At 47.7% G+C, this 23,691-nt stretch carries 21 protein-coding genes and 2 tRNA genes; 8 read left to right on the forward strand and 15 right to left on the reverse strand.

The window, feature by feature from the left end:
* Positions 1 to 25: 25 nt before the first annotated feature.
* The gene (locus ACO05Z_RS12940; protein ID WP_421902598.1) at positions 26 to 436 is read left to right on the forward strand and encodes a cereblon family protein; all 411 of its coding nucleotides are present in this window, start codon (positions 26 to 28) and stop codon (positions 434 to 436) included.
* Positions 437 to 495: 59 nt separating this feature from the next.
* Here ACO05Z_RS12940 and pyk read toward each other — a convergent pair whose 3' ends face one another.
* A complete protein-coding gene (gene pyk, locus ACO05Z_RS12945; RefSeq protein ID WP_421902599.1) occupies positions 496 to 1,923 on the reverse strand; it encodes a pyruvate kinase in 1,428 nt (475 codons plus the stop codon).
* A 247-nt stretch (positions 1,924 to 2,170) separates the two neighbouring features.
* On the opposite strand from pyk, the gene ACO05Z_RS12950 reads away from it, so the two are divergent.
* The 3 genes from ACO05Z_RS12950 (at position 2,171) to ACO05Z_RS12960 (ending at position 5,655) form a co-directional block, all read left to right on the forward strand.
* Positions 2,171 to 2,647, forward strand: a complete 477-nt coding sequence (locus ACO05Z_RS12950) for an OmpH family outer membrane protein (RefSeq protein ID WP_421902600.1) — start codon at positions 2,171 to 2,173, stop codon at positions 2,645 to 2,647.
* Positions 2,648 to 2,831: 184 nt separating this feature from the next.
* Entirely contained in the window at positions 2,832 to 4,490 is a 1,659-nt protein-coding gene (locus tag ACO05Z_RS12955; protein ID WP_421902601.1) for a Na/Pi cotransporter family protein, read from the forward strand.
* Between the two features lie 16 nt (positions 4,491 to 4,506).
* Complete coding sequence (locus ACO05Z_RS12960; protein WP_421902602.1) at positions 4,507 to 5,655, forward strand: hypothetical protein; 1,149 nt, start codon at positions 4,507 to 4,509, stop codon at positions 5,653 to 5,655.
* Positions 5,656 to 5,663: 8 nt separating this feature from the next.
* On the opposite strand, the gene ACO05Z_RS12965 is transcribed toward ACO05Z_RS12960, so the two are convergent.
* The 3 genes from ACO05Z_RS12965 to ACO05Z_RS12975 all read right to left on the reverse strand — a co-directional run bounded on the left by ACO05Z_RS12965 (position 5,664) and on the right by ACO05Z_RS12975 (position 10,245).
* Entirely contained in the window at positions 5,664 to 7,316 is a 1,653-nt protein-coding gene (locus ACO05Z_RS12965; RefSeq protein WP_421902603.1) for a PAS domain-containing sensor histidine kinase, read from the reverse strand.
* The gene (gene ercA / locus ACO05Z_RS12970) at positions 7,300 to 8,460 is read right to left on the reverse strand and encodes an alcohol dehydrogenase-like regulatory protein ErcA (protein ID WP_421902604.1); all 1,161 of its coding nucleotides are present in this window, start codon (positions 8,458 to 8,460) and stop codon (positions 7,300 to 7,302) included. The genes ACO05Z_RS12965 and ercA overlap by 17 nt, the downstream gene beginning before the upstream one ends.
* 249 nt (positions 8,461 to 8,709) lie before the next feature.
* Positions 8,710 to 10,245, reverse strand: coding sequence for a DUF4301 family protein (locus ACO05Z_RS12975; RefSeq protein ID WP_421902605.1), 1,536 nt, complete (start codon positions 10,243 to 10,245; stop codon positions 8,710 to 8,712).
* Positions 10,246 to 10,719: 474 nt separating this feature from the next.
* Between ACO05Z_RS12975 and ACO05Z_RS12980 the strand changes: the two genes are divergently transcribed.
* On the forward strand, positions 10,720 to 10,926 hold the full coding sequence (locus ACO05Z_RS12980; RefSeq protein ID WP_421902606.1) for a hypothetical protein: 207 nt from the start codon (positions 10,720 to 10,722) through the stop codon (positions 10,924 to 10,926).
* A gap of 123 nt (positions 10,927 to 11,049) precedes the next feature.
* Positions 11,050 to 11,595, forward strand: coding sequence for a MarR family winged helix-turn-helix transcriptional regulator (locus ACO05Z_RS12985; protein ID WP_421902607.1), 546 nt, complete (start codon positions 11,050 to 11,052; stop codon positions 11,593 to 11,595).
* Positions 11,596 to 11,650: 55 nt separating this feature from the next.
* On the opposite strand, the gene ACO05Z_RS12990 is transcribed toward ACO05Z_RS12985, so the two are convergent.
* From ACO05Z_RS12990 to ACO05Z_RS13000, 3 genes are all read right to left on the reverse strand, one after another.
* Positions 11,651 to 11,727 (reverse strand) — tRNA-Met (locus ACO05Z_RS12990).
* A gap of 187 nt (positions 11,728 to 11,914) precedes the next feature.
* Positions 11,915 to 11,991: transfer RNA gene (locus ACO05Z_RS12995), tRNA-Met, on the reverse strand.
* 100 nt (positions 11,992 to 12,091) lie between these two features.
* Positions 12,092 to 12,976, reverse strand: coding sequence for a LysR family transcriptional regulator ArgP (locus tag ACO05Z_RS13000; RefSeq protein WP_421902608.1), 885 nt, complete (start codon positions 12,974 to 12,976; stop codon positions 12,092 to 12,094).
* Between the two features lie 97 nt (positions 12,977 to 13,073).
* On the opposite strand from ACO05Z_RS13000, the gene ACO05Z_RS13005 reads away from it, so the two are divergent.
* Positions 13,074 to 13,694 carry a LysE/ArgO family amino acid transporter gene (locus tag ACO05Z_RS13005; protein ID WP_421902609.1) on the forward strand — a complete coding sequence of 207 codons (621 nt, stop codon included), beginning with the start codon at positions 13,074 to 13,076 and terminating at the stop codon, positions 13,692 to 13,694.
* A 110-nt stretch (positions 13,695 to 13,804) separates the two neighbouring features.
* Here the strand turns inward: ACO05Z_RS13005 and ACO05Z_RS13010 are convergent, their stop codons facing one another.
* The 5 genes from ACO05Z_RS13010 to dhaK all read right to left on the reverse strand — a co-directional run bounded on the left by ACO05Z_RS13010 (position 13,805) and on the right by dhaK (position 19,410).
* A complete protein-coding gene (locus ACO05Z_RS13010) occupies positions 13,805 to 14,113 on the reverse strand; it encodes an AzlD family protein (RefSeq protein WP_421902610.1) in 309 nt (102 codons plus the stop codon).
* Positions 14,113 to 14,811 carry an AzlC family ABC transporter permease gene (locus ACO05Z_RS13015; protein WP_421902611.1) on the reverse strand — a complete coding sequence of 233 codons (699 nt, stop codon included), beginning with the start codon at positions 14,809 to 14,811 and terminating at the stop codon, positions 14,113 to 14,115. Before ACO05Z_RS13015 ends, ACO05Z_RS13010 begins: the two co-directional genes overlap by 1 nt.
* Positions 14,812 to 14,989: 178 nt before the next feature.
* Complete coding sequence (gene ptsP, locus ACO05Z_RS13020) at positions 14,990 to 17,479, reverse strand: phosphoenolpyruvate--protein phosphotransferase (protein WP_421902612.1); 2,490 nt, start codon at positions 17,477 to 17,479, stop codon at positions 14,990 to 14,992.
* Between the two features lie 51 nt (positions 17,480 to 17,530).
* Positions 17,531 to 18,160 (reverse strand): dihydroxyacetone kinase subunit DhaL, encoded by a 630-nt coding sequence (gene dhaL, locus ACO05Z_RS13025; RefSeq protein WP_421902613.1) that lies wholly within the window; start codon positions 18,158 to 18,160, stop codon positions 17,531 to 17,533.
* Positions 18,161 to 18,351: 191 nt separating this feature from the next.
* Entirely contained in the window at positions 18,352 to 19,410 is a 1,059-nt protein-coding gene (gene dhaK / locus ACO05Z_RS13030) for a dihydroxyacetone kinase subunit DhaK (RefSeq protein WP_421902614.1), read from the reverse strand.
* Between the two features lie 593 nt (positions 19,411 to 20,003).
* Here dhaK and ACO05Z_RS13035 point away from each other — a divergent pair.
* Positions 20,004 to 20,636: a hypothetical protein gene (locus tag ACO05Z_RS13035; protein WP_421902615.1), complete on the forward strand. Its 633-nt coding sequence runs from the start codon at positions 20,004 to 20,006 to the stop codon at positions 20,634 to 20,636.
* 71 nt (positions 20,637 to 20,707) lie between these two features.
* Here the strand turns inward: ACO05Z_RS13035 and ACO05Z_RS13040 are convergent, their stop codons facing one another.
* From ACO05Z_RS13040 to rbsB, 3 genes are all read right to left on the reverse strand, one after another.
* Positions 20,708 to 21,715, reverse strand: a complete 1,008-nt coding sequence (locus tag ACO05Z_RS13040) for a substrate-binding domain-containing protein (protein ID WP_421902616.1) — start codon at positions 21,713 to 21,715, stop codon at positions 20,708 to 20,710.
* Between the two features lie 7 nt (positions 21,716 to 21,722).
* On the reverse strand, positions 21,723 to 22,649 hold the full coding sequence (gene rbsK, locus ACO05Z_RS13045) for a ribokinase (protein ID WP_421902617.1): 927 nt from the start codon (positions 22,647 to 22,649) through the stop codon (positions 21,723 to 21,725).
* A gap of 155 nt (positions 22,650 to 22,804) precedes the next feature.
* Complete coding sequence (gene rbsB, locus ACO05Z_RS13050; RefSeq protein ID WP_421902618.1) at positions 22,805 to 23,680, reverse strand: ribose ABC transporter substrate-binding protein RbsB; 876 nt, start codon at positions 23,678 to 23,680, stop codon at positions 22,805 to 22,807.
* Positions 23,681 to 23,691: the final 11 nt, after the last annotated feature.

Here is a 23,691-nt window from a genome sequence, read left to right on the forward strand (position 1 = left end):
CCACCCCGCAGGTTATAATCGTTACATGCAAACAATACATACCCCACTCCCCTGCTCCCTTCTGAAAACAACTCCTCCCGGAGCCGACTTCGATATAGAAGTCAAAGATAAAGACGAACTGCATGAATCAGAAAAGAAGGCTATCCTTTGCCGGGAATGCGGAGCTGAAATCACAGACAGCTCATTTTCAACAAAAATTAATGACAGCCACGAACACTCATTTTTCAATCCCCACGGCTATGTATTTCAAATCAGATGCTTTTCTGCTGCGACCGGCTGCGCCACATCCGGCCCTCCCTCCGATGAGTTCACATGGTTCGCCGGATACACATGGCAAATAAGCGCATGCTCCAAATGCAGGGCTCACCTTGGCTGGCGATTCCAATCAAGCACAAACTCCTTCTACGGGCTGATCAAAGACAAGCTGAAAGGGTAAATAAGAACTCCCGACACCTTACGGTACCGGGAGTCCTTAATTACTATGATCAGCCGAGCTTACTTGTAGTAAAGCTTAACTTCGTTAGTCTTGGGCATAGTCTGCCCCGGAGTGGGCTGACCTGAAACAAGCACAAAGCCCTCGCCTTTCGCAAACTTATCATTTGCCTCAAGGAATTCCACCAGACGATCCCTGTGATTAGTGAGTTTTGACTCAGTCACAATGGGAGTAATACCCCAGAAGAAGTTGAGATATGCAGGAACGCTCTTATCAGGAGTCAGGCAATAGACAGGCTGTGCTGGTCTACGGCTGCAGACAAGCCTTGCGGAAGAACCACTTGAGGAATGGCAGATAATAGCCGGACTATCGATATCCTTCGCCAGCAGACAGGCTGAGTAGCTTAAATATTTAACAGGATTAGGCACAAGCTCATCGGCAGGCTTGTAGGGGCCTTTAGTACGCTCAAGATAATAAGGCTCGGTGCCCTCTGCGATTTCTTTTATGTATCCCACAGCTTCAGCAGGATAAGCACCGATTGCAGTTTCTTCGGAAAGCATGCAGCAGTCCGCACCGTCCATAATTGCGTTGGCCACGTCGTTGGCTTCCGCACGGGTGGGAATGGGGTTCTTAACCATGGAAAGCATCATCTGGGTAGCAACGATAACCGGCTTCTGGGCATGACGAGCAGCACGGATGAGCTTTTTCTGGATAACAGGAACAGTAGAAAGCTTGCACTCAAGGCCGAGGTCACCGCGGGCAACCATGATACCGCTGGCAAGCTCAAGAATGGACTCAATATTTTCAACAGCATTCTGGCGTTCAATCTTAGCAATGATAGGCAGCACCACACCATGCTTATTCATTGCATCCAGAACGTCTTGAACATCCTGCGCAGTCTGGACAAAAGACATGGCAATAGCATCAACGCCGATCTCGATACAACCGGCCAGATCAACTTTATCTTTTTCAGTGAAAGCAGGAAGCGCGATATGCTTGCCAGGGAAGGTGATACCCTTTTTGGATGCAAGCAGACCTGCGTTCTGAGCCTGAAGTTTGTACAGCTTATCTTTCTCAAGAGTTTCGGTTACGAAAAACTGAAGCATCCCATCACTGAGAGAAACTTCCATTCCGTCCTCAAGACCCTGCAGCAATTCGGGCTGATCAAGAGGAATAAAGGGCAGGTCTTTGGCTTTATCAGCCTGCTCAGGAAGTCCCAGATAAACATAAGCACGGGACTCAATATCGTGGGGAGCGTCCTCAATAACACCTACCCTGATCTTCGGTCCGCACAGGTCCCCCATAACAGTAAGGGGAGTGGAAAGTTCTTTTTCAACCTGACGAATCATAGCAATAACGGGCTTAAAGCTCTCTGCGTCAGAATGGGAAAAATTTAAACGGAGGATTCTGACCCCGTTCTGGACCATTTTGGTAATGGTTTCCACATTACTGGATCCCGGGCCGAGAGTGGCAACAACTTTGGTTCTCATGATCTTGTCCTCAATATTTTATTTGGGTAAAAATTTACTATCCCCAATTGATTGGAAAAATTCGGATCCACCTCTGTCCGATGTTCACTTTCGAAAATATTTGTAACATAATTTTCGGAAATGTACAAAATTTTAATTTTAATGTTTTCTAATTTGCCTCAAACGATTTTTTTATTTTACATGGCACCTTTCCGAGTTTATACCGAATAACTCTAAATGAAAATAATTTTAACTAACGGAGTATTGAATGTTTAAAAACATGCTGAAATTTGCTTTGATTATTGCCATGGCAGCTTTTATTGCCGGATGTCAGCAGCAGGCCTCTTCCGGCGGCAAAGTTGGATTCGTTGATACCAATAAGGTTTTCAAAGAATGCAAAGCCGGAAATGAAGGCATGGAATACCTCAAAAAATCAAGCGAAGAATTTCAGACTAAATTTGCTGAAATGCAGAAAGCCCTTGCGGGTAACCAGACTGAAGAAAATACCCGCAAGTTCCAGGAAGCACTTGGCGAATACCAGAACAAAATGGGCGCAGAGCAGAACCGTATCGTAGAAGCCCTGCAGAGCGGTTTCACCAAAGCTGTTGATGAATACCGTCAGGCCAACGGCTACTCCGTAATTCTCTCCACTGAATCTGCTATCAGCTACGACAAGTCTGCTGACATCAGCGACAAAATCATCGAATCAATGAACAAAATGGACATTAAAATCAAGCCCGAATAATTACGGCTGATTCCATTAGACCTTAAAAATCCTTCCGGAACTTAGGTTTCGGGAGGATTTTTTGTTACAAAACAATTGCTTTTACATATTTACCGCAACCTTTCTCTTGATTTTTCCCACCACACAGGAGAATATCAGATCATATTTTCTCTCTTAATTTCAACAAGCTAGTGAATGATCTGATATGAATTTAGCATTACTTGGAAATCTTTTCGGCGGACTTGGCCTTTTCTTAATCGGCATGCGGTTAATGACCACTGGCTTGAAACAGGCAGCAGGTAAATCCTTACGGAAAATACTCGGCCAATGGACTAAAAGCCCGGGCCGGGGACTTTTCTCAGGATTCCTGATTACCGCACTGGTGCAATCATCAAGTGCGGTCACCGTTGCGGTTATCGGCTTTGTGAATGCCGGGCTGATCACCCTCTCCCAGTCCATCGGGGTCATATACGGCAGTAACATAGGAACCACCGTCACCGGCTGGATTGTTGCGGCAGTGGGTTTCAGCGTCAACCTGAAAGCCTTTGCCCTACCCGTCATAGCCCTTGGTGCGCTGATGCGCTTAAGCGGACCGACATCCCGGCGCGCATTTTTCGGTGATGCCTTTGCCGGATTCGGCCTGTTCCTCATGGGAATCTCCACCTTGCAAATGGCCTTCAAGGGCATTGAATCCAGTATCGATCTTTCTGTCTTTGCCACCATGGGAGCCCTTTCCATCCCTATATTTATCGGCATCGGCCTCATGCTGACCCTGCTCATGCAAAGTTCCAGTGCTGCCATGGCCCTTGTGCTCACCGCCACCGTAAGCGGTCTGCTGGACCTCAATCAGGGTGCTGCTGCCGTTATCGGCACAAATATCGGCACCACATCCACTGCCGCGCTCTCCGTTATCGGAGCCACCATCAATGCTAAGAAGGTAGCCACCGGACATATCATCTTCAATATTATCACCGCCCTTGCAGCACTGATCATGCTCCCGGTGCTCATAACATCCATCCTTTTCTGCATGGATGTTATGCATATTCCCCACGAGCCAGCCGTTGTCTTGGCCCTGTTCCACACAGTGTTCAACTTCCTGGGAGTCCTGATTCTCTGGCCTTTCACAGGAAAGCTTGTCTCCTTTATTGAAAAAAGATTTGCAGCACTGGAAGACGACCGAGGGCGTCCCAAATATCTGGACAACAATGTTATCGGCACCCCATCCCTTGCCCTTGACGCCCTGACCCTCGAAATGGAGCGAATCGGAAAACTTACCCGCAGGATTGTGCGTAAAGGACTTAATTCCGACTTTGGATATGGCGCACTCCCGGCAGACAAAGCAGCGCAGGACAGCCTCATTGAAGCGGCACGTTCTTTTTGTGCCAGACTGCAATCCCGCCCCCTGACCGAACAACAGGGACAACAGGTAGCAACCGCCCTGCGCGTGCTGCAATATTTTCGTACCGCCGGAGCACTCTGCGCATCACTGGAAAAGAAAAGACTCAAGCCTGCCCTTGATCTGCTTGGGCCGGATGCAGATATGGTCACAGTATTCCGTAACTCCTGCATCGGAGTTTTAAATGTTGCAGAAAATCCATGTTCTGAAGAATTCTGCCAAATCGACAACATGATACATGACATGTTATCTGCATATCACGATCTGAAAGCAAAACTGCTTTCCGCAGGTGGAACCGGCAACATCCCGGTCCCTGAAATGGTCGAGCAACTTGAACTTTTCTCGAAAATTAGACGCATAGCAAGACAGGCCGCCAAAGGTGCTGTATATCTTGCAGCCATGAGGCCGGACTCCGGCGTATGCTGCCCGACCAATACCGTTAAATTCGCATGGAACCGCCATTGGTAACCCAACTGGAGCCGCAATGAAGAAATTCAAAATCCCCTTAATTATATTTGCAGTTGTTTTCGCCGCATCCGCTGCTGCCCTGTTTTTTTATGTACAGAAAGATCTAGGCGAAAAGACCGGCGTTGAAGTTGAAGCTCCAGCATGGGTCAATAAAAACGGTTCCAGCGGCAAAATGCCTGTGTCCGGTAAAGTCGCTAAATCCGGCAATTCAATTAAATCCGGACAGGAGAACCAGACAGAATCTAGTCCCTCAAAAGACAATAAAAAAGTTGCGAAAACCAAAACAACAACTCCTGTAGCCAATAAAACTGCAAATTCTCCGGTTGAGAAGGCAGTGGATAAGATCAAGGCAACCATCATCACTGAGGTTTTTCTTGAGAACCTCGCCCAATACATTGCAGACAGCTATCATCCGGCAGGATCACTGCCCTACAAAACGAAGCAAGACTTCAGTTCTGCTTCATTCAAAGGGATCAACATGCATTTCGGGCTGAATCTGCGTGGACTGATGCCCAATGCTGAAAACCTTGTCACAGCGAGAAAATCCATCTGGTCCTACCTGCTCACTCCGGGAAAGCTTGCTGCTATTTCAAAATCAGACACCGGACAGCTGCTTGACCTTATTGAGGAAAAGGGAATTCTTGCAGAAAGGAAATTCGTTGAAGGTGACAATTTCTCTGTCCGTGAACTGACAACAACCCAGCGCGCTGAGATGTTCCGCACAAGCAGCCAGCCTCTCCGCCATGTGGCGGCGGTACTCAAAGCTGTGGCTGACAACCCGGACCTAATGCAGGCACTCGACAGCTACATCAAAGCGGAAAAACGGGTCGATTCAGCTAACGGAATATTCCAGCTTGATCTGGATAATTCCCGCAACTCCAAATCCGAAGCTGCAAGAAATAAAGCCGCCCACTCTGGCAAAATCCTTAAAGATGCCATTACCATCAGGGAAAAGATCAAAACCGGCATCACCCAGAAAATCAAATCATATTGTGCTGGGAAATGCGATAAACCGGACGACTCTTTTTACATTGCCCAGTGGACTTTCAGAAGGGTTCATACTGATGAAAAGAAACTTAAATCAATTGCCGCCGGAAGCGAAATCCTGAACAGCATTGCAGACAAAATGATTGAGAGAGCCGAAGCAATAGAGAAATCAATGTAGACGGGCAGCTAAGCCGAACACTCGACGGGAATCCTGATAATAATCTTCATCCCTTCACCCGGATTGGTTTCAATTTCAAAGGTGCCACCATGCTTTTGGGTGATGATAAAGTAGGAGACAAAAAGACCGAGCCCGGTACCCTCCCCTGCGGGTTTAGTGGTAAAGAATGGCTCTAGGGCTTTCTTACGTGTTTCAGCATCCATTCCGGGACCATTGTCTTCAATTTCAAGACGAACGAATCCGGAATCCCGTTTCAATCTTATAACGATACGGGCGATATCATCCGCCCTCCTCTCAGGGTCAGCAAGAATAGCCTGAACTGAATTCTTAAGCAGGTTAATGAGAACCTGCTCAATTTCTGAAGGCGAACAAAAGGGCTGAGGCAGCGCATCGTCAAATTCCTTAACAATCTCCAAGCCTCCGCCGCCAGACTTACTGTAAAAGTCATAACCGCTGAAAGAAAGCTCAATTGCTGTTTCAACAATAAGCTCAATATCGGAACAAACTCTTTCTCCGCCGGACTGACGGCTGAACTGAAGCATATTGGAAACAATACGAGCAGACCTTTCACCCATCTGCCGGACAGATTCAAGCTTGGAAATAATTCCCCGTTTCTCACAATATTCATGAATTGATTTAAGCGGAATTCCCAGTTCTTCGGCTACAGCATGGTTCTTGGGTAAATAACCTGAAATCCTGCGTTGGATATTCTGAATACCTTGCAGGATGCCACCGAGAGGATTGTTGATTTCATGGGCCATCCCTGCTGCAAGCCCGCCCACAGTCATCATTTTCTCGGTTTGAACCATAACCTCTTCCATGCGGGTCCTTGCCGTTATATCATCTACGCGGATAACAGCCCCGGCCTCATCCCCCTTGAACGGGAACACAACTATTTCATAAAAAACATTGTATCCATCCCGGTCCATATGAAAAATTTCAGTGCCGCCTTCAACTTCGCCACGAATAGTTGCTGAAATCAAATGCTCAAACCGACGTAGTTCCGGCATCATTTCATAAACAAAATTGCCTTCCGCATCCTCGGCAGCCCTTCCGGATTCCTTGTGCGCATAATCATTCCAGAGCACAACATTTGAATCCTCATCTACCCCCACAAGCACGGAGTGCATGGAGTCGATTACATTACCAAGATAATTACGGGTCCGTTGCAATGCCCTTTGATCAGCCAGCCTGCGCCGCACGTCACGGGCAACCATAACGATATAAAGCCTGCCACCCACAAAATGCACCCGCAAAGTCATTTCAACCGGAACACGAGACCCGCCCTTGCCGAGCAGATCTGTCATGGAAACATCTTCCTTATCCCATGAAGAATAGACATCGTCGTCAATCAAAACTTCATGCAGCAGGAAACAGGTTTCCTCAGGAAAAACAAGTTCCGGAGGACTATCTAAAAGCTCTTCCCTGCTGTAGTTGGTTTTCGTTGAAGCGGTCTTGTTGACGTCCGCAAAACTCCATGAAAATGCATCGAGCACAAACAAGGCATCATTGGCATTCTCAACCAAAGCCCTGAAACGCTCCAGCTCGTTAATCCTTTCCCGAAGTTCAGGATAATAGCTTTTACGCATGGATGTCTCGCCAAGCCCGATGAGCTTGTTGCGGACATTTTCATTGGAGTTCGGTTTAGAGCGCCGCTTCATAAATTTTCTCTACATCTTCCTGACTCAATTCAACCGGATTAGTTACCATGCAAGCATCTTTAAGAGCCATTTCAGCCAATTTAGGAATTTCATCCCGGGTAAGCCCCAAATCACCAAGGGACATATTTATTCCCGCAGCTCTACTCAAGCTCACAATTGCCTGCTCAAGATCATCACAGATTTGCTCATCTGTTTTGCCAGAAATTGATACGCCCATTTTTTCAGCAATACGCGAATACCTTTTTACAGCATAAGGAAAATTCACCCTGATCACGTAAGGAAGCAAAATAGCGTTGCATTCACCGTGCGGCAAATCCAAATGCCCGCCTAGACTATGAGCCATAGCGTGCACAGCACCAAGAATTGCATTAGAAAAAGCAAGCCCTGCCTCCATACTCCCCAACATAACCTGCCCGCGAAACTCAAGATTGCCGGGATCTTTAATAGCAGCGGCAAGATTACCGGAAACCTGCTCTATGGCATCAAGGGCCAGCAGATCAGTTAAGGCGGAGTTGGCATTTGAAACATAAGCTTCTATGGCATGGGTCAAAGCATCCATACCAGTAGCTGCCGTCAGCTGGGCATCCATTGTAGTAGTCAACTCAGGATCAATCAGGGCTGCGTCGGGAACCATGGCCTTGCTGACAATACTTACCTTAACATCCCGCTCCGTGTCAGTGATAATGGCAAATTGGGAAACATCGGCGGAACTTCCGGCTGTTGAGGGGATACAAATCAAGGGCGGCCCGGGCACATCAACCATATCCACACCCTCAAAATTCAAAATATGGGAATTATTAGTGGTAACAATGCCGATTCCTTTGGCGCAATCCATGGGGCTTCCGCCACCTACGGCAATTATGCAGTCGCACCTGTTTTCCAAATAAAAGTCAGCCCCGCGCATAACTTCCACATCACGGGGATTCTCAGACACTTCACTAAAAATATACGTTTCTATTCCAGCATCAATTAAGCTCTTCTCAACAGCCTTTACCCAACTACATTCAACAATACCGGGATCAGTCACTATCAAGGCCCTGCTAACCCCAAAATTCTCAGCATATTGCCCAGCAAGCTTGGACGATCCGACACCGAAAACAAGTTCAGGGGCAACAAATTTTCTCATCGCCAAAACTTCTTTCACGCTTACCTCCACTGCTTGATTGTACAATCGACCTTCAGACATGCTCAAAAATTTCAATTTTATCAGGCACAATCACAAGTAACACATAAAGTTACATTTCCGCAACATCAGAACAGAAAAAGCACATGTTCAAAAAGTAACATTATCAATAATGAATACAACAACACAACTATCATATGAATAAAAAAATTCTGCCCCTGCAATATATACAGAGGCAGAATAGCTATTGAGCTGCTTATAACTAACAGTTTAACTACGATGTTCTTCCTTAAGGAGGTCATTTACAGTCTTGACCGGAGAAAAAGTACTTAGCGGAACTTCCACAAAAACAGTAATCCAATCAGCCATGGAACCATTCCAAAGCCCAGGAAGCTCCATTGCCTTGAGCTTGCGGCCATCCTTGGACTTATTTGAGATAAATCCGGTTTCAGGATCGGTGAAATTCTTCAAGGCATACCATTCGCCTCGATGACTTCTCATTCCGCAAACAAGATCCACAGGATTAAAGTGAGTTGCGGTCTGAACTATGGCAGCCTGTTCGGGATCTTCCATGTCCACCTGACTCTTCTCTACAATCTGCGGTGAAACAAATCCGTCAGGACCATCTACCCAGAAAGGCCCGCCGCCCGGCTCGCCTTCATTTTTAACCATACCGCATACACGGACAGGCTTGGACAAACGGCCCCGCAACATGGTGATCTTATCTTCAAGACTCATCTGCCCAAAATTTTCCGGCAACTGCATGGAAAGATAAGAAACCGCGAAGATAGCTACCGCAGCAACTTCAAATTCACTGCAATTATGATTCTCCAGCATATTCAGGCATTCAAAAATCTGATCCTGCAGCTTGACCAACAATCCGCCGATCAACTTCTTGTACTCCAGAGTATCCCCCTTCATGCTGTCGGGAACTACGTTATCAATATTCTTAAGATAAACCAGATCACCGCGCAGCTTATGCAAGTTGTCCAGTAAGGCACCATGTCCGGCAGGACGGAACAGAATCTTCCCATCGTCTGTGCGGAAAACCTCATTATTCATATCCACAGCAACAGTATCACTCTTTCGACACTGCTGGGAAAAACCAATATCGAACCGACAATCGGGATAATTTTGAATTGCCTCTGCGACATGATCACGAATGTCCTGCTCATGAGCCGGTGAAACAGTAAAGTGCAACTGCGCCTTACCCCGACGATCCTTAATGTGAGCAACGGCCTCTGCAATATGCTCTTCAAAAGGAGTGCGGTATCCGTCTTCGTAGCTATGGAAAGGAATAAGCCCCTTGGGCATTGCCGCGTAATTCAACCCCTTTTCAGTGAGCAGATATTCAAGGATTTCTTCATAGTCCTGATTCGCATATAAATCTTCAAGATTTGCACCATTTTCCTTCATGACTTCCTGCAAGGCAGAATAAAAAGGAAGCACCGGGAGCAGATCCATAAAAGTCTGAACCATTTCAGCATCCTTATCGGAAAGATCTTCGTTGTTCAGCCTAGCCAGCAAATGCTTGAACATACGGGTCGCCGCACCCGATGCCGGAACAAACTTGGTAAAACGTCCTTCATCAGCTGCTTCTTCAAAGCAATCCAGCAACTCTTCCTTTTCAGAGGGCTTGATTTGATAAATGCCGTCATTCAAAGTGCAGGCCCGCTCAAGCTTTGTCGGCGCGAACCCTGCCTTAAATCGCTCAATCTGCTCGGCAAGTGCGGATGCGGAAATGCCTTCATCAATGATATCAATTAAACCATTCTCAATTTCGCGGAGTTCGTTTTCAGTGGTCATAGCTACCTTCCCGTGCTTTAAATTGAAAAACAGCGTAAAAATCAGAAAATTAAATCCACCTCTAAAACTCGTCCCAGTGCGCACCAGGCACTGATAGATACCTACCCCTTAACACAGTTTTTCAGCTGTGTTTAGTGCCAAAATAAATATATTTGAAACTTTTTTGATTTTCCTTGAAAACTCAAAAACTTAGACCAAACACCTGAATTACAATGCTTTTTTTCGTGCACAAATTCTAAACAATCAAAATAATGAAAATAATGTTCCAAAATTGAAACAGTAAAAAAGCGGAGAGATGACACATTTTTCCCACTTGGAGTTAGGATGCAAAAGCAATTTCTAAGTCCCAAGCACTATCAAAAACAACCTAGGTACCTTCCTATCTTGACAAACACAAAACAACACATATATTAACATCACAAAAGGAAGGTACCTTTCGATCAAAAAACCAATTCACAAGGAGAAATATAATGTTTGGAAGATTTAATGGTAAAAGAAGTCATAGAAATTCATCCGGCAGAGGCAAAAGACATGGCGGAAGAGGAATGGGCCGAAATAGATGTAGCAGCATGGGATACGGCCAAAACTTTCATGAACAAGATTTTTTTGGGCACCTTAACTACTCTGATGAAACCACGCCGGCAGCATCAAACCAGAAACAAGCAGCAGGCACATTCATAGCCGGAGATACCACCGAAGGATTCTGCCCTCTTTGCAAAAAACACTGCCCTTTAAGCGCACCTTCATGCCCTAAAGGAGAAGCATACGCTGTATCTGCCCTCAACAACTAAGGAGACTGGAAATATGAAACATAGATCATTTGGAACTCCGACGGAAACCATGGAGCTTTCCACCCTGCTGCAATATGCCTCCCGGTTGATGGGCAGGATGCATCATTGCCACCATCACATGCACCAAGGCCAGCACGCACAAGGCAAAGTCATATCTATTTTGCTTGAGCACGGCCCGATGAGCCAATCACAGCTTTTGGAAATTCTGGATATCAGGTCATCATCCCTGAGCGAACTGATTTCCAAACTTGAACGCAATGGCTTAATAAGCCGCGAACGGAATGAGGCCGACCGCCGCAGTTTTATTGTCTCCGCCACAAAAGAAGCAGAAGAAGTGTTTTCAAACCAGGGAAACGCTGAACGAGAATCGATTGAACAGCTTTTCCCTTCACTTGAAAATAAAGAAAAAGAAGAATTGCGCAGACTGCTTTTAAAAATCGTGGATTCATTAAAAGACCAACCAGAGCCGAAGAGAGGCAGAGGACGCTGTCACCATGACCATGGTCTAAAAAAAGGCAAGCGCGACATGAATGGTCGGCGGGGACATAGAAGAAAATAAAGCCATAACAAAAAAAGACTCAACCATTTGGTTGAGCCTTTCTGATGAAGCATGGTGGTTGCGGGGGCAGGATTTGAACCTACGACCTTCGGGTTATGAGCCCGACGAGCTACCAAGCTGCTCCACCCCGCGTCACTGTGAGAGCATGTCTACATGCTCCGGTATTTGCTGTCAACTCCCAGATGAGTTTTTTGCAAATTATTTTTCAAATATTTTCAGGATTTAAATATGTTTTGAACATTTTCCTGAACTCAGTCAAAAGAGCAGAAGCTTCCCGCTTTTTTGCCGCAAACATTTCCGCCATAACCGGAAATATCGGTGGTTGCGGGGGCAGGATTTGAACCTACGACCTTCGGGTTATGAGCCCGACGAGCTACCAAGCTGCTCCACCCCGCGTCACTGAGAAGAGAAGAACTACAGCTACGCCCTACAGATGTCAACTTAAAAATACAAATAAATTTAACTAAAAAGAATATTTCCGCAATAACTCATAATTTTAAGCCTTTTTATTAAAATATCCTACAAGTTCACGACGCATCTCTTCCAATAATTTGGTTTCAACATTCCACGAATGCCAATAAAGCGAAACCGGAACCCTGCCCTGCGGCATAATCTCAACCAACTGTCCTGAAGCCAATTCCTTTTGAGCCTGAAATTCCGGAACCATGCCGTAAGCCAATCCCCGGCAGACCACATCCACGAAGGATTCCGAAGAAGGAACATAAAAAATAGGATGTGCTATCTGCTCACTAGGAAAAACCTTTTCCAGCATCTGTGACTGGGTTTCATCCTTACGGTTAAAAACCGCAGCCGGAGCCTTTGATACGGTCTCTCGGTTGAACCCGGCACGGAACCAACGTTCGTTAAACTCTGGTGAGCCCAAGCAGACATAATCAAATGTGGCCAAAAAATCGCTACGGCATCCTTTGACTGGTTTTGAAACGGTTCCAATGCACCCCACTACCTCTCCACGGCGCAGCATTTCATGGGTCCGGTTCTCATCATCCACATAAAGATCAAGCAACACACTGTGCTCTTTTAAGAAGCCATCAAGTGCATCCAGAAACCATGTGGCAAGGCTGTCCGCATTTACCCCAACGGGCAGAGTTACAAATTCACCACTAGGATTTAGCCCCATGGAACCATTCAACTCGTGCTCCATTAGCCGGATGGTATGCAGATGCTTAATCAGCTTGCGCCCGTCCTCCGTAGGTTCAGGAGGGGTTGACCGAACCACCAGCACACGCCCTAATTGTTCCTCAAAATTTCGTATACGCTGCGAGACTGCTGATTGGGAAATATTAAGCTTCAAGGCAGCCTTATCAAAGCCGCCCTCTTCGATCACCGCTGCCAGTGCTTCCAGAAAAATATTATCAAGCATGGCACATCATAAGTTAAACTTATGAGAATTGAAAATGTTTAATTTTACTAATTACTAGTCCCACCATATATTCCCGTAAAACAAAACGGAGCAATAAATGTCATCACTTATTCCATATATGCAGGGTTTCGGAACCGGAGCAGGGTTGATCATCGCCATAGGGGCGCAGAATGCTTTTGTGCTTACCCAGAGTATCAGGAAAAATCATCACATGACCGTCTGTCTGGTTTGCGCCATCTGTGATGCGTTGCTGATCACGTTGGGGATATTGGGAACCGGAGAGCTCATAGCTTCCAACCCCATGCTGCTAAAACCTGCTGCATGGGGCGGAGCTGCGTTTCTGGCATGGTACGGGTTCGGATCGTTTCGCTCTGCCATCAAGGGGGGGCAGCTGGAGACCGGGGAAGTCGCCAGAACAGGGGTAAAATCAATAATCCTGCTAACCCTTTCCATCACCCTGCTTAACCCGCACGTTTATCTGGATACGGTAGTCATGCTCGGGTCCATCAGCGGGCAGTATGACGGTATGGATCGCTATATGTTCGGATTCGGGGCCATGTCCGCATCTTTTGTATGGTTCTATACCCTCGGATTCGGAGGAAGGGCTCTGGCACCGCTGTTCAAGAAGCCCGTAACATGGCGAGTGCTCGACAGCGCAGTTTGCCTTACCATGTGGTTTATTGCATGGCATCTAGCTGAAAAGGCTATGAGTGTTTAGGAATGCCTCCGGCGGCTCTCCGAGGTCCAGAGAACCCTTTTGCAAAAGGGTTCTCTGGACTCTTCCAAAACCTTTTAATTCGCTTCGCGGCTTTGGCTCATTAAAATTGGCTATAGAAAATATCTGCCCAGCGCCACCACCAGCATTCCGGCCAGCATGGCGAGAAATACATTTTTAGTTTTGAAAGTGATTGCCACGGTTACGATACCGCCTGCAAATCCGATCCATCCTTCATTAAAGAAGCCCGGGGCGGCAAGAGAAATGAGAATGGTTCCGGGCAAGGCTTTAAGGGCCTTGCCGAAACGTCCTCCGGTGGGCAGGTAGCCTGCCAACAACAGACCGCCTACTCGCATACAGTACGTTGCGAAAGCAGCGAGAGCTATGACTAAGAGCGCGTTTTCGTGGCTATAGAGATTCATTATGCTACGCTCTCCTCTTCTGCTTCCGGCCTAAGTTCTGGAACAAACGCCGCACAGACTGCGCCGAGAATTCCGCCGACTAAAATATACCACTTGCCGGGAATAAAATGTTCGGTCAGCACTGATGTGCTGATGGCTACCAGCCATGGTAACGCATCCTGTTTACCTTGCCAGAGGGAAACTGCCAGCGCGGTAAAAACTGCGGTAAAAGCAAAATCAAGTGCCAGCAGTTTAGGATCGGGAATCAGACCACCGAAGTACATACCGCCCATAGTCCCGGTACTCCAAAAAAGCATCAGCAGCAGGCCGCCACCAAGCAGATGGAAAACATCACCCTCGCCCTTTCGGGCCGCAACCATGGTCATGGCCCAATTCTCGTCAGCGACAAAATGCATAATTCCCAAACGGCGCAACAAGCCCTGCCCGGTAAACAAATCTTTGAGCGAAGCACCGATCAGCACATAGCGCAGATTCACAATGACCACCGCCAAGGCCATCTCCAGCACCGGAAGCGGACCATTCCACATATCCACCAGAACAAACTGCGCTGACCCCGCAAACATAAAGACATTCAAGGCCATCATATCCGCCCATGAGATGGACTTCTGCGCTGCAAGGACACCAAGTACACCGGCATAAGCAACCACACTGGGCAAAAGCGGAACATTAGCCTTAACGCCACGCATAAAACCGCTCATATACAAACCTCCAGAATGAGGGAAATTACTTAAAAACGGAAAAACAAGAATAGGACAGAATTGCTATTTAGCTGAAATATGAAAAGCTTGAAAGATACAGATCAATCAAAAATCAACAACACAAAAAAAGGCCCGTCCATAAGAACAGGCCTTTAGAATTATCGAATACAATTAGAAACTATTGCAACAAATCCCGGACTTCATCGCCAGATTTGGTTGCCAACGCTTTCTCAGCGAGAGCGCGGCAATCATCCATGGAGATAGCGCGAATAGCTTCCTTCACTTCGGGAATAGACGGTCCACTCATGCTCAGTTCATCCAAACCAAGTCCGAGCAGCAGCGCAGAAGCCTTGGGATTCCCGGCCAGTTCGCCGCACATGCCTACTTCAATTCCGTTGGTTTTGGCGGCATCACAGGTCAGCTTGATCATGCGCAGCACTGCGGGATTAAGGCTGTCGCAGATTTTAGCAACCGACTTGTTACCACGGTCCGCAGCCATAACGTACTGGGTCAGATCATTAGTACCGATGCTGAAGAAATCACAGATTGTGCCAAGCTTCTCAGCCTCGGCAACAGCAGAAGGAACTTCAATCATGATTCCGGTCTTGATCTTATCGGCGATCTTCACACCTTCAGAAAGCAGCCCTTCGCGGACCTCAGCCTGAAATGCAAGCACACCTTCAAGCTCTTCCACCCCGGAAATCATGGGGAACATGATCCAGATATTTTCCTCGCTGGCAGCGCGCAGCAAAGCGCGCAGCTGAGTGCGGAAAAGTTCCGGTCTGGCCATGCAGAAACGGACACCGCGCTCACCGAGAAAAGGATTTTCTTCCACCGGAGTTTCAAGATATTTAACAGGCTTATCTCCGCCGATATCAAGGGTACGGATGATGACCGGATTACCGTTCATGGCTTTGGCAGCTTCCACGTAAGCTTCAAACTGCTCCTGCTCATCAGGTTCCTGATCACGATCCTGAAAAAGGAATTCAGTACGGAAAAGACCTACGCCCTCTGCGCCGTATTCCAGCACACGAGGAGCATCTGCCGGGATACCGATATTACCCATGACCATAATTTCAGTACCGTCCACGGTCTTGGCCGGGGCAGCACCTTTGGCCTTGGCTTCCTCACGCTCAGCCAGCCACTGGTCACGCTTGGCGGAGATTTCATCCAGCTTGGCCTGATCCGGTGTAGTCCAGACAGTTCCTTCAAAACCATCCAGCGCAATCATCTGACCATCAGAAATCTGCTGGAAGCATTCTCCGGTGCCGATGACCGCAGGAATGCCCATGGAACGGGACAGAATAGCGGCATGGGAAGTGGCCCCGCCGATCTCAGTCACAATTCCGAGCACTTTTTCCGGGTCCATTCCGGCAACATCGGAAGGAGTCAGATCATGAGCCACAATGATAGACTCATACTCAAGAATTATACCCTGCTCCTCAGCTCCGGTCAGTACACGCAGCACACGTCCACCGCAATCCATAACGTCTGCAGCACGGGCCTGCATGTATGCGTCGTCAAGCTCACGATAATCTGTTGCCATCTTATCCATGACCTGAAACCACGCGAATTCGGCATTGACCTTCTCATCAGAAATAATCGACGCGGCTTTATCGCGCATGTCCTTATCGCCAAGGATCAAACCATGCACTTCAAAAATAGCGGCATTGGCCTTGCCTGCGGTCTTTTCTGTCTCGCGCTGTAAAGCCTGAATATCTGCCAGAGCGGTAGCAATAGCCTGATCAAGACGGGAGGCTTCAGCATCAGTGGCAGTGGCATCAACCCGCTCCACTTCCGGTAAAGCAGCCAGATGAGCATAGACCGGACCAACAGCATAACCGGTGGATGCCGGAGCGCCGGAAACAAATCCTTCGCCGCCGACCTTGCACGGTTCGGTTTCCATTGCAACTTCAACCACGTCTTCATCACGCTCGCCGAAATTATCAGCATGCAGAGCTTTCAAACCATTAATGGCCTGCTGTGCATCTGATCCGATGGCAGTGATAGTAATGGTTTCGCCATTCTTGACCGCCAGCAGAGCCACTTGGTTGATGCTCTTTCCGGATGCGATCTTGTCATCTTTACGAATCTGGATGGAGGATTGAAATTTTCCGGCCTCGGCAACAAGATTAGCTGCCGGACGGGCATGCAGCCCCAGCTTGTTGATGACTAACAGGTCGATGCTGACTTCTTCACCTTCCAGAACTTCTTCCTGCACCGGCCCAGCATCCTGAACACTCTCTCCAGTAATAGGAGCCAACTGCTCGATCTTCACATTAAGGGCAGCGCCAGCCTCGGCACTTACCTCTTTAAGTGATGCTCCGACAGAAGCCTGCACTGCTGCAGCCATGGTTCCTTCCACAATGGGAGCGGAGCACAGCATAACCTTTTCCTTAACCTCATCGGGCAGAAAATCCAGCGCGGTTTCAGCACTCATGAGTGCGCTGCCAAGGTCCATAATGACCAGCACGCCTTCTTCGGACTGCGCGGCCACGGATTCAATGGCCATCATGACCTTCATGGGATCGGTGCCGATGGGGTTGTCGGGATCGTCGATGCCGCCAGCGGCTTCCATGACCACGGAACCGCGAGTCATCTGCTCAGCCAGTTCCAGAACACCCTGCGCCAATGTCTGGCTATGGGAAACAATTACTAATCCTACCATGTGATACTCCATTATCCCCACTATATTTAATAATATAGTGGGGATAATAAATTAAGACAAAACTTCTTTCAGGGTCTCAAGCATGTAAAAAGAGGAAGTCGCACCGGGGTCCTGGTGGCCGATGGAACGTTCGCCGAGATAGCTGGCGCGTCCTTTCTTGGCCTGCAGGGGGATGGTGTCGGCTAGAGCCTTCTCACCTACGGGCAGTGCAGCTTCTACAATGGCGAGAACATCATCACCATTGCCAGCTTTCTCCTTGACCATTTCAAGCACAGGCGCCCAAAGGTCGTACATGGTCTTGTCACCGAGATCGGGACGACCACGCTGGAGAATACCTTCAACTCCGGCTTCGATTACTTTAGCGAAATCTTCGGAGTTGAGCTCTTCCTTACCGCCCATGAGCATGCCGCCCTTCATCCAGAAAGTTCCGTACAGGGGGCCGCTGGCACCGCCGACACTGGACATGAGAGTCATACCCACGGTCTTGAGGATGGTGCCGATATCTTTTGCTTCCACAGTAGGAAGCTTTTCCATTACCTTGCCAAAACCACGGTTCATGTTGATTCCGTGGTCAGCATCGCCAATGGCGGCATCAAGTTCAGTTAGGTATTCTTTTTTGTCGGCATAAACTTCGTTGAGCTTGCCGAGCCATTCAATAAGCTGAGCTTTAGTCATGGACATTTTATATCCTCCAAAAGGTGACGCCATTAAAAACTGGGTCAGGGTTAAAATTACGTTGGGCATATACGTGTAACAGCGTCAGCCCAGAGGGTCTATTTGAAAAAAAGTTTTCTTTCAAAAATGGGAACGCAGGCGTGAAAGGATCCTCCCACGCCTGCGTATTTTAAACTAATAATTATACAAAGTTAAGCCTAGCGCACAAAACCGGGAGTTTGTGCCGGTGCATCCCAGAACTTAAGCATTTCATCATCAACCTTGAGCAGGGTGATAGAAAAGCCCTGCATCTCCAGAGAAGTGATGTAGGGGCCAACCAGATTACGGACAATATTGATACCCTTGACTTTGCAGACTTCATCAAGCTTTCTGTACACAGCGTAAAGTTCGGAAACCGGGGTTCCGCCCATGCTGTTAACAAATGCGATAACGTTGTCGCCCTTGGCAAAAGGCTCATCAGTAAGCTCTTTGTCTTCCCACTCACTGCCGTTCCATTCGCGAACGATGCGGGTGTATGCGGGATCGTCAATGATCTGCTCAGCAGCGTACTGGGTCATCTCATCAACAGATTTGAGCGGCATGCGCTCGATGCCGGGTTCACCATGGATACCGATACCCATTTCAACTTCGTCTTCACCGAGATCGAAGGTGGGCTTTCCTGCTGCAGGAACGATGCAGGAGGTAAGAGCTACGCCGAAAGAGCGGCCGTACTGGTTAACCTTGCGGCAGAGATCGGAGCATTTTTCAAGATCGTAGCCAGCTTCAGCAGCAGCACCAACAATCTTTTCAGCCAGAACAGTTGTTCCTACGCCGCGACGCCCAGCAGTATATAGGCTATCTTTAACTGCAACGTCATCATCAATCAAAATATTCTGGACCTTGACGCCTTCTGCGGCAACCAGCTCGGCAGCGGCTTCAAAGTTCATTACGTCACCAGTGTAGTTCTTAACCATAAAAAGAACGCCAGCACCGCTGTCTACGGCCTTGGCGCATTCGTACATCTGGTCAGGGGTGGGAGAAGTAAAAACTTCACCGGGGCAGGCGCCGTCGAGCATACCTTTGCCGACAAAACCGCCATGCATGGGTTCGTGGCCGGAACCGCCGCCGGATACGATGGCGACTTTTCCTTTAACAGGAGCATCTTCACGTACTACGTAGTAGGGATCGTAGTTTACTTTCAGTTCGGGGTGAGCGAGGGCCATACCCTCAAGCTGTTCCTTAACCACATTTTCCACATCATTGATCAATTTTTTCATAGTAAAAATCACCTCTGGTTCTAGGTTCCTTACGTGCTGGCAACATTAAATCAATTGAGAAACATTGTCGACAAATGAACGATATTTTTTTCGCTTCCATTTAAATTATTTTTATATAGGGAACCTAGTTTTCGTTTCCGAACACAATTTTCTCAATATTTCCCACTAGAAATGATTATTTAGGTTGTTTCATACATGAGACAATAACACTTGGCACAGGTTCGGCTTCTTTGAATAACGTACTTTTATGGTAGGAAAGTGAGTGCTCGGCTCAATAGTAAACTCTCCATAAAAACCTTATATTTCAAATTCGAACAAAACTACCCACAAACTGACAAACCTTATTTAGACAGCACCACAATATAAATCCGCTGGTTAACCTAGAATATTCGGCCGGGGGACATTTTTCGCTCAAATCGGACAGGAAAAACTACTTTTTTAAACCGCTAAAACATACGAAAAAACCCAACACAAAATAATATATTTTCTTATTCCATGTTCCTTCCCTATGTCTGGATTCGTGAATATATTTAAAGTATACTAAAAAAGTAGTCATTTACTATTGGGCAAAGCTGATGAAAGCGGGGAGAAAAATGTCTAAAACTATCATAATCTCAATATTGGCAGTCATGCTAATGGTTCCGGCAGCCAATGCTGCCACCATTTCCGGCTGGACACATCCTGATTACGTAAGAGCCGACCTAACTACAACATACTCTGCTGATGATTCCAGCCTTTTGCTGACCGTAAAAAACACCTCCCCCGCAAACTCTGCAACCCTGCGCGGGCTGTTATTCTCGGCCCCTAATGTTAAGCTGAATCTGCGTAAAGTATCCTATTATTCCCGATCCATTTCAAAACCAGTAAAAATGACCAAGCACTGGAAACTTGATGATGCAGCAGGCGCAAATTTGAATGCTGAGCCCATGAAATATTACGACGGCCTGAACACAGCACTTTATACAGGAAAAAAATTTCAAGGCGGAAATCCCAAAAAAGGTCTTAAAGTAGGCTGGACTGCTACATTCCTGTTTGATGTGGACGGTGAAATGGAAGCTCCCCTGAATCAATTCATAGCCCGGTTTCAGAGCATAAACTATAAAGGCATGACCGCTTCAGACAGTGACTATGCACACTCTGTCCCGACCCCTATTCCGGGTGCTCTTTGGCTCTTCAGCATTGGTTTGGCGGGAATAACTTACTTACGAAGAAAAACGGCTCAATAGTCAAATAAAAAACTCCGGAGAGACTATCTCTACGGAGTTTTTTCACGTACCCAGAAATTCCAAATTCATAGCTACTTGCTTAAATTACTTACCGACTCCCGCTCAACAAGGGTCGGTTCAACTTTAATCTGCAATCCTTTGCTTCGCTTACTGGACAACCTATCGATAAGGGTGTCAACAGCACGGGCTGCGATCTCTTTCTTGGGCTGATGAATTGTAGTTAAAGCCGGAGCAGTGAACCGGGAAATATAAACATTGTCATAGCCGATAACCGAAAGGTCCTGCGGCACATTGATACCAAGCCTTGCCGCCTCACTAAGCACACCGATAGCCATCATGTCGTTACAGACAAAGACAGCACTGGGCATTTCATCAAGCTCAGCGAGATATCGCATGGCCTCAACTCCGCCCTCACAATCGTAATCGCCCTCAACTATCCATTCGTCACCCACGGGAAGTCCTGTCTCTTCCATAGCTTGTCGATAACCTTCCAGACGCTCCTTGGCAGAACGGCGGTCCTGCGGTCCTACGATACAACCTATATTTGTATGTCCCTTGGCAATTAAATACTTTGTGGCCAGTCGAGCACCACTGAGCGAATTATCATAAATCCGATCAACATTAGCCGACTCCGGTCCCCAGTCAAAAACAACAATGGGAACGCTTCGCTCAGCTTCAATGAGGTTGATTATCTCGTCATTTACCTCACTGCAAAGAAGCAGCAACCCGTCCACCCGCTTTTCCTCAAGGGCATCAAGGTTGGCTTCCATACGCCCGATGTCACCTTCGGTGTTGCATAAGAAAAGGGTGTAGCCCCGCTCATAACAACGACGTTCAACCCCATGCACAACCTCGGCAAAAAACGGGTTACGGCTGGCAGTGACCAGCATGCCCAGAGTCCGGGTCTGCTGAACTTTCAGACTGCGTGCAATAGAAGACGGACGATAATTCAATTCCTCCACAGCCTGCTCCACCAACTCCCGCTTCTCGTCACTGACGAACCGAGTCCGGTTAAGCACATGCGATACAGTAGAGGTGGAAACACCCGCCAGTTTTGCTACGTCTTTAATTGTCGCCATAAAATTTTTATGAATTATCCGTAATAAATTTTTCCACTTCTTCGAGACTGGGAATGGAAGTCTGCGCCCCAAGACGGGTCACGGAAATAGCTGCCGCGCCGTGAGCAAAAGCAATAGCCTGTTCAAGGCTGGCACCCTTCTGCATGGAAGCAACAAGAGCACCATTAAAAGTATCACCGGCAGCTGTCGTATCCACGGGATCAACCTTGTATCCGCCGATCATTTTTTTACCTTCGGCACGACTTAAAAATGCTCCCTTCTCACCAAGGGTAATCAGCACAATATCCACGCCCTTACCGTGCAGCACACAAGCAGCCATTGCAGCATCTTTTTCACTCTCAACCTTAACCCCGGTAAGCAATTCCGCTTCGGTTTCGTTGGGAGTAATCATATCCAGATTAGCCAGCAGTGAATCAGGCAAGTCACGGGCCGGAGCCGGATTGAGAACCACTTTTGTTCCGGCTGCACGGGCTTCTTTTGCAGCAAGCTCGATTGTTTCAAGCGGACTTTCAAGCTGCATGAGCAGGGTCTCAGCTTCCCGGATCATGCCCATATGGGGTTGCAAGGCTTCCGGGGTAAGTGCTGCATTAGCTTCAGCAGAAATGGAGATAGCATTCTCACCACCGACGGCAATCTGAATCAGGGCGATCCCGGTAGGCAGACCGTCTACAGCCATAACGGCTGAAGTTTCAATGCCATCCTGCCCAAACTCTTTAATCATGCGTCGTCCGAAATCATCATCGCCCACGCAGGCAATAAAACCGATATCCGCACCAAGCCGGACCGCAGCAACAGCCTGATTGGCTCCCTTACCGCCGGGAATGATCTGATAACCATGTCCGGTCACGGTCTCACCGGGACGCGGGAAATTATCCACCTGCAAAACATGGTCGGCATTTACACTACCGAGAACAATTAATCTGGGCGAAGACATTTCAAATCCCCTCACAATAAAAATAAACAACTAGGGATTCCAAAGGGGCTTAGCTCCTTTGGCTGCCGGAGGCGAAATCTAATCAACAAAATCGCGAAGCGAATCAGAACAAAAAGGCGTGTCGATAAAAAACCGACACGCCTTGGAATATTCAATTATTTAACAACCATCAAGGGTACGGGGATGTATGCGTCTACTTTTTTGCCCTTGAGAACTTTATCAGCGGTTTCAATACCGAGAAGACCGATCAATGCGGGCTGCTGGGCGATAGTTCCGGCCATTACGCCGCGCTTAACTGCTGCAACACCGTCATCAGTGCCGTCAAAACCTACGACGACAACTTTCTTGTTTGCGGCCTGAAGAGCGCGAATAGCACCGAGTGCCATTTCATCGTTCTGAGCGAAAACACCCTGCACGTCACCGTTAGCGGCAAGCAGGTTTTCCATTACGTTCAGGCCCTTGGTACGGTCGAAATCTGCGGGCTGGGAAGCGAGAACTTTAAAATTATTGGCTTTAACTGCTTCGGCAAAACCAGCGCCACGGTCACGGGCTGCGGAGGTTCCGGCCAGACCTTCGAGCTGGATCACTTTTGCGCCTTTGCCCAGCTTTTCAGCCATGAAATCACCGGCCATTTTACCGCCTGCTACGTTATCGGAAGCAATGTGGGAAGCCACTTTACCTGCGGATGCGCCACGGTCAAGGGTCAATACGGGGATCTTGCTGCGGTTGGCAAGACGAATTGCGTTGACAACTGCATCGGAATCAGTGGGGTTGATCAGGATAGCCTTTACGCCGCGTACGGTAAGGTCCTCAACGTTAGCCAGTTCCTTAGCAGGGTCATTCTGGGAATCGAGTACGATCAGCTCGTAACCCATGTCTTTAGCTTTCTTAACTGCACCGTCCTTGAGGGTGACGAAGAAGGGGTTGTTCAGGGTGGAAACTACAAGTGCGAGGGTTTCCTTAGCCTGTGCGGAAACGCTAAGGCCCAGAGTCAGTACCAGAGCCATGGCGAGGGTCATAAGTTTTTTCATCCTACACTCCT

This window comes from Maridesulfovibrio sp., from assembly GCF_965230075.1.
Taxonomy (GTDB): Bacteria; Desulfobacterota; Desulfovibrionia; order Desulfovibrionales; family Desulfovibrionaceae; genus Maridesulfovibrio.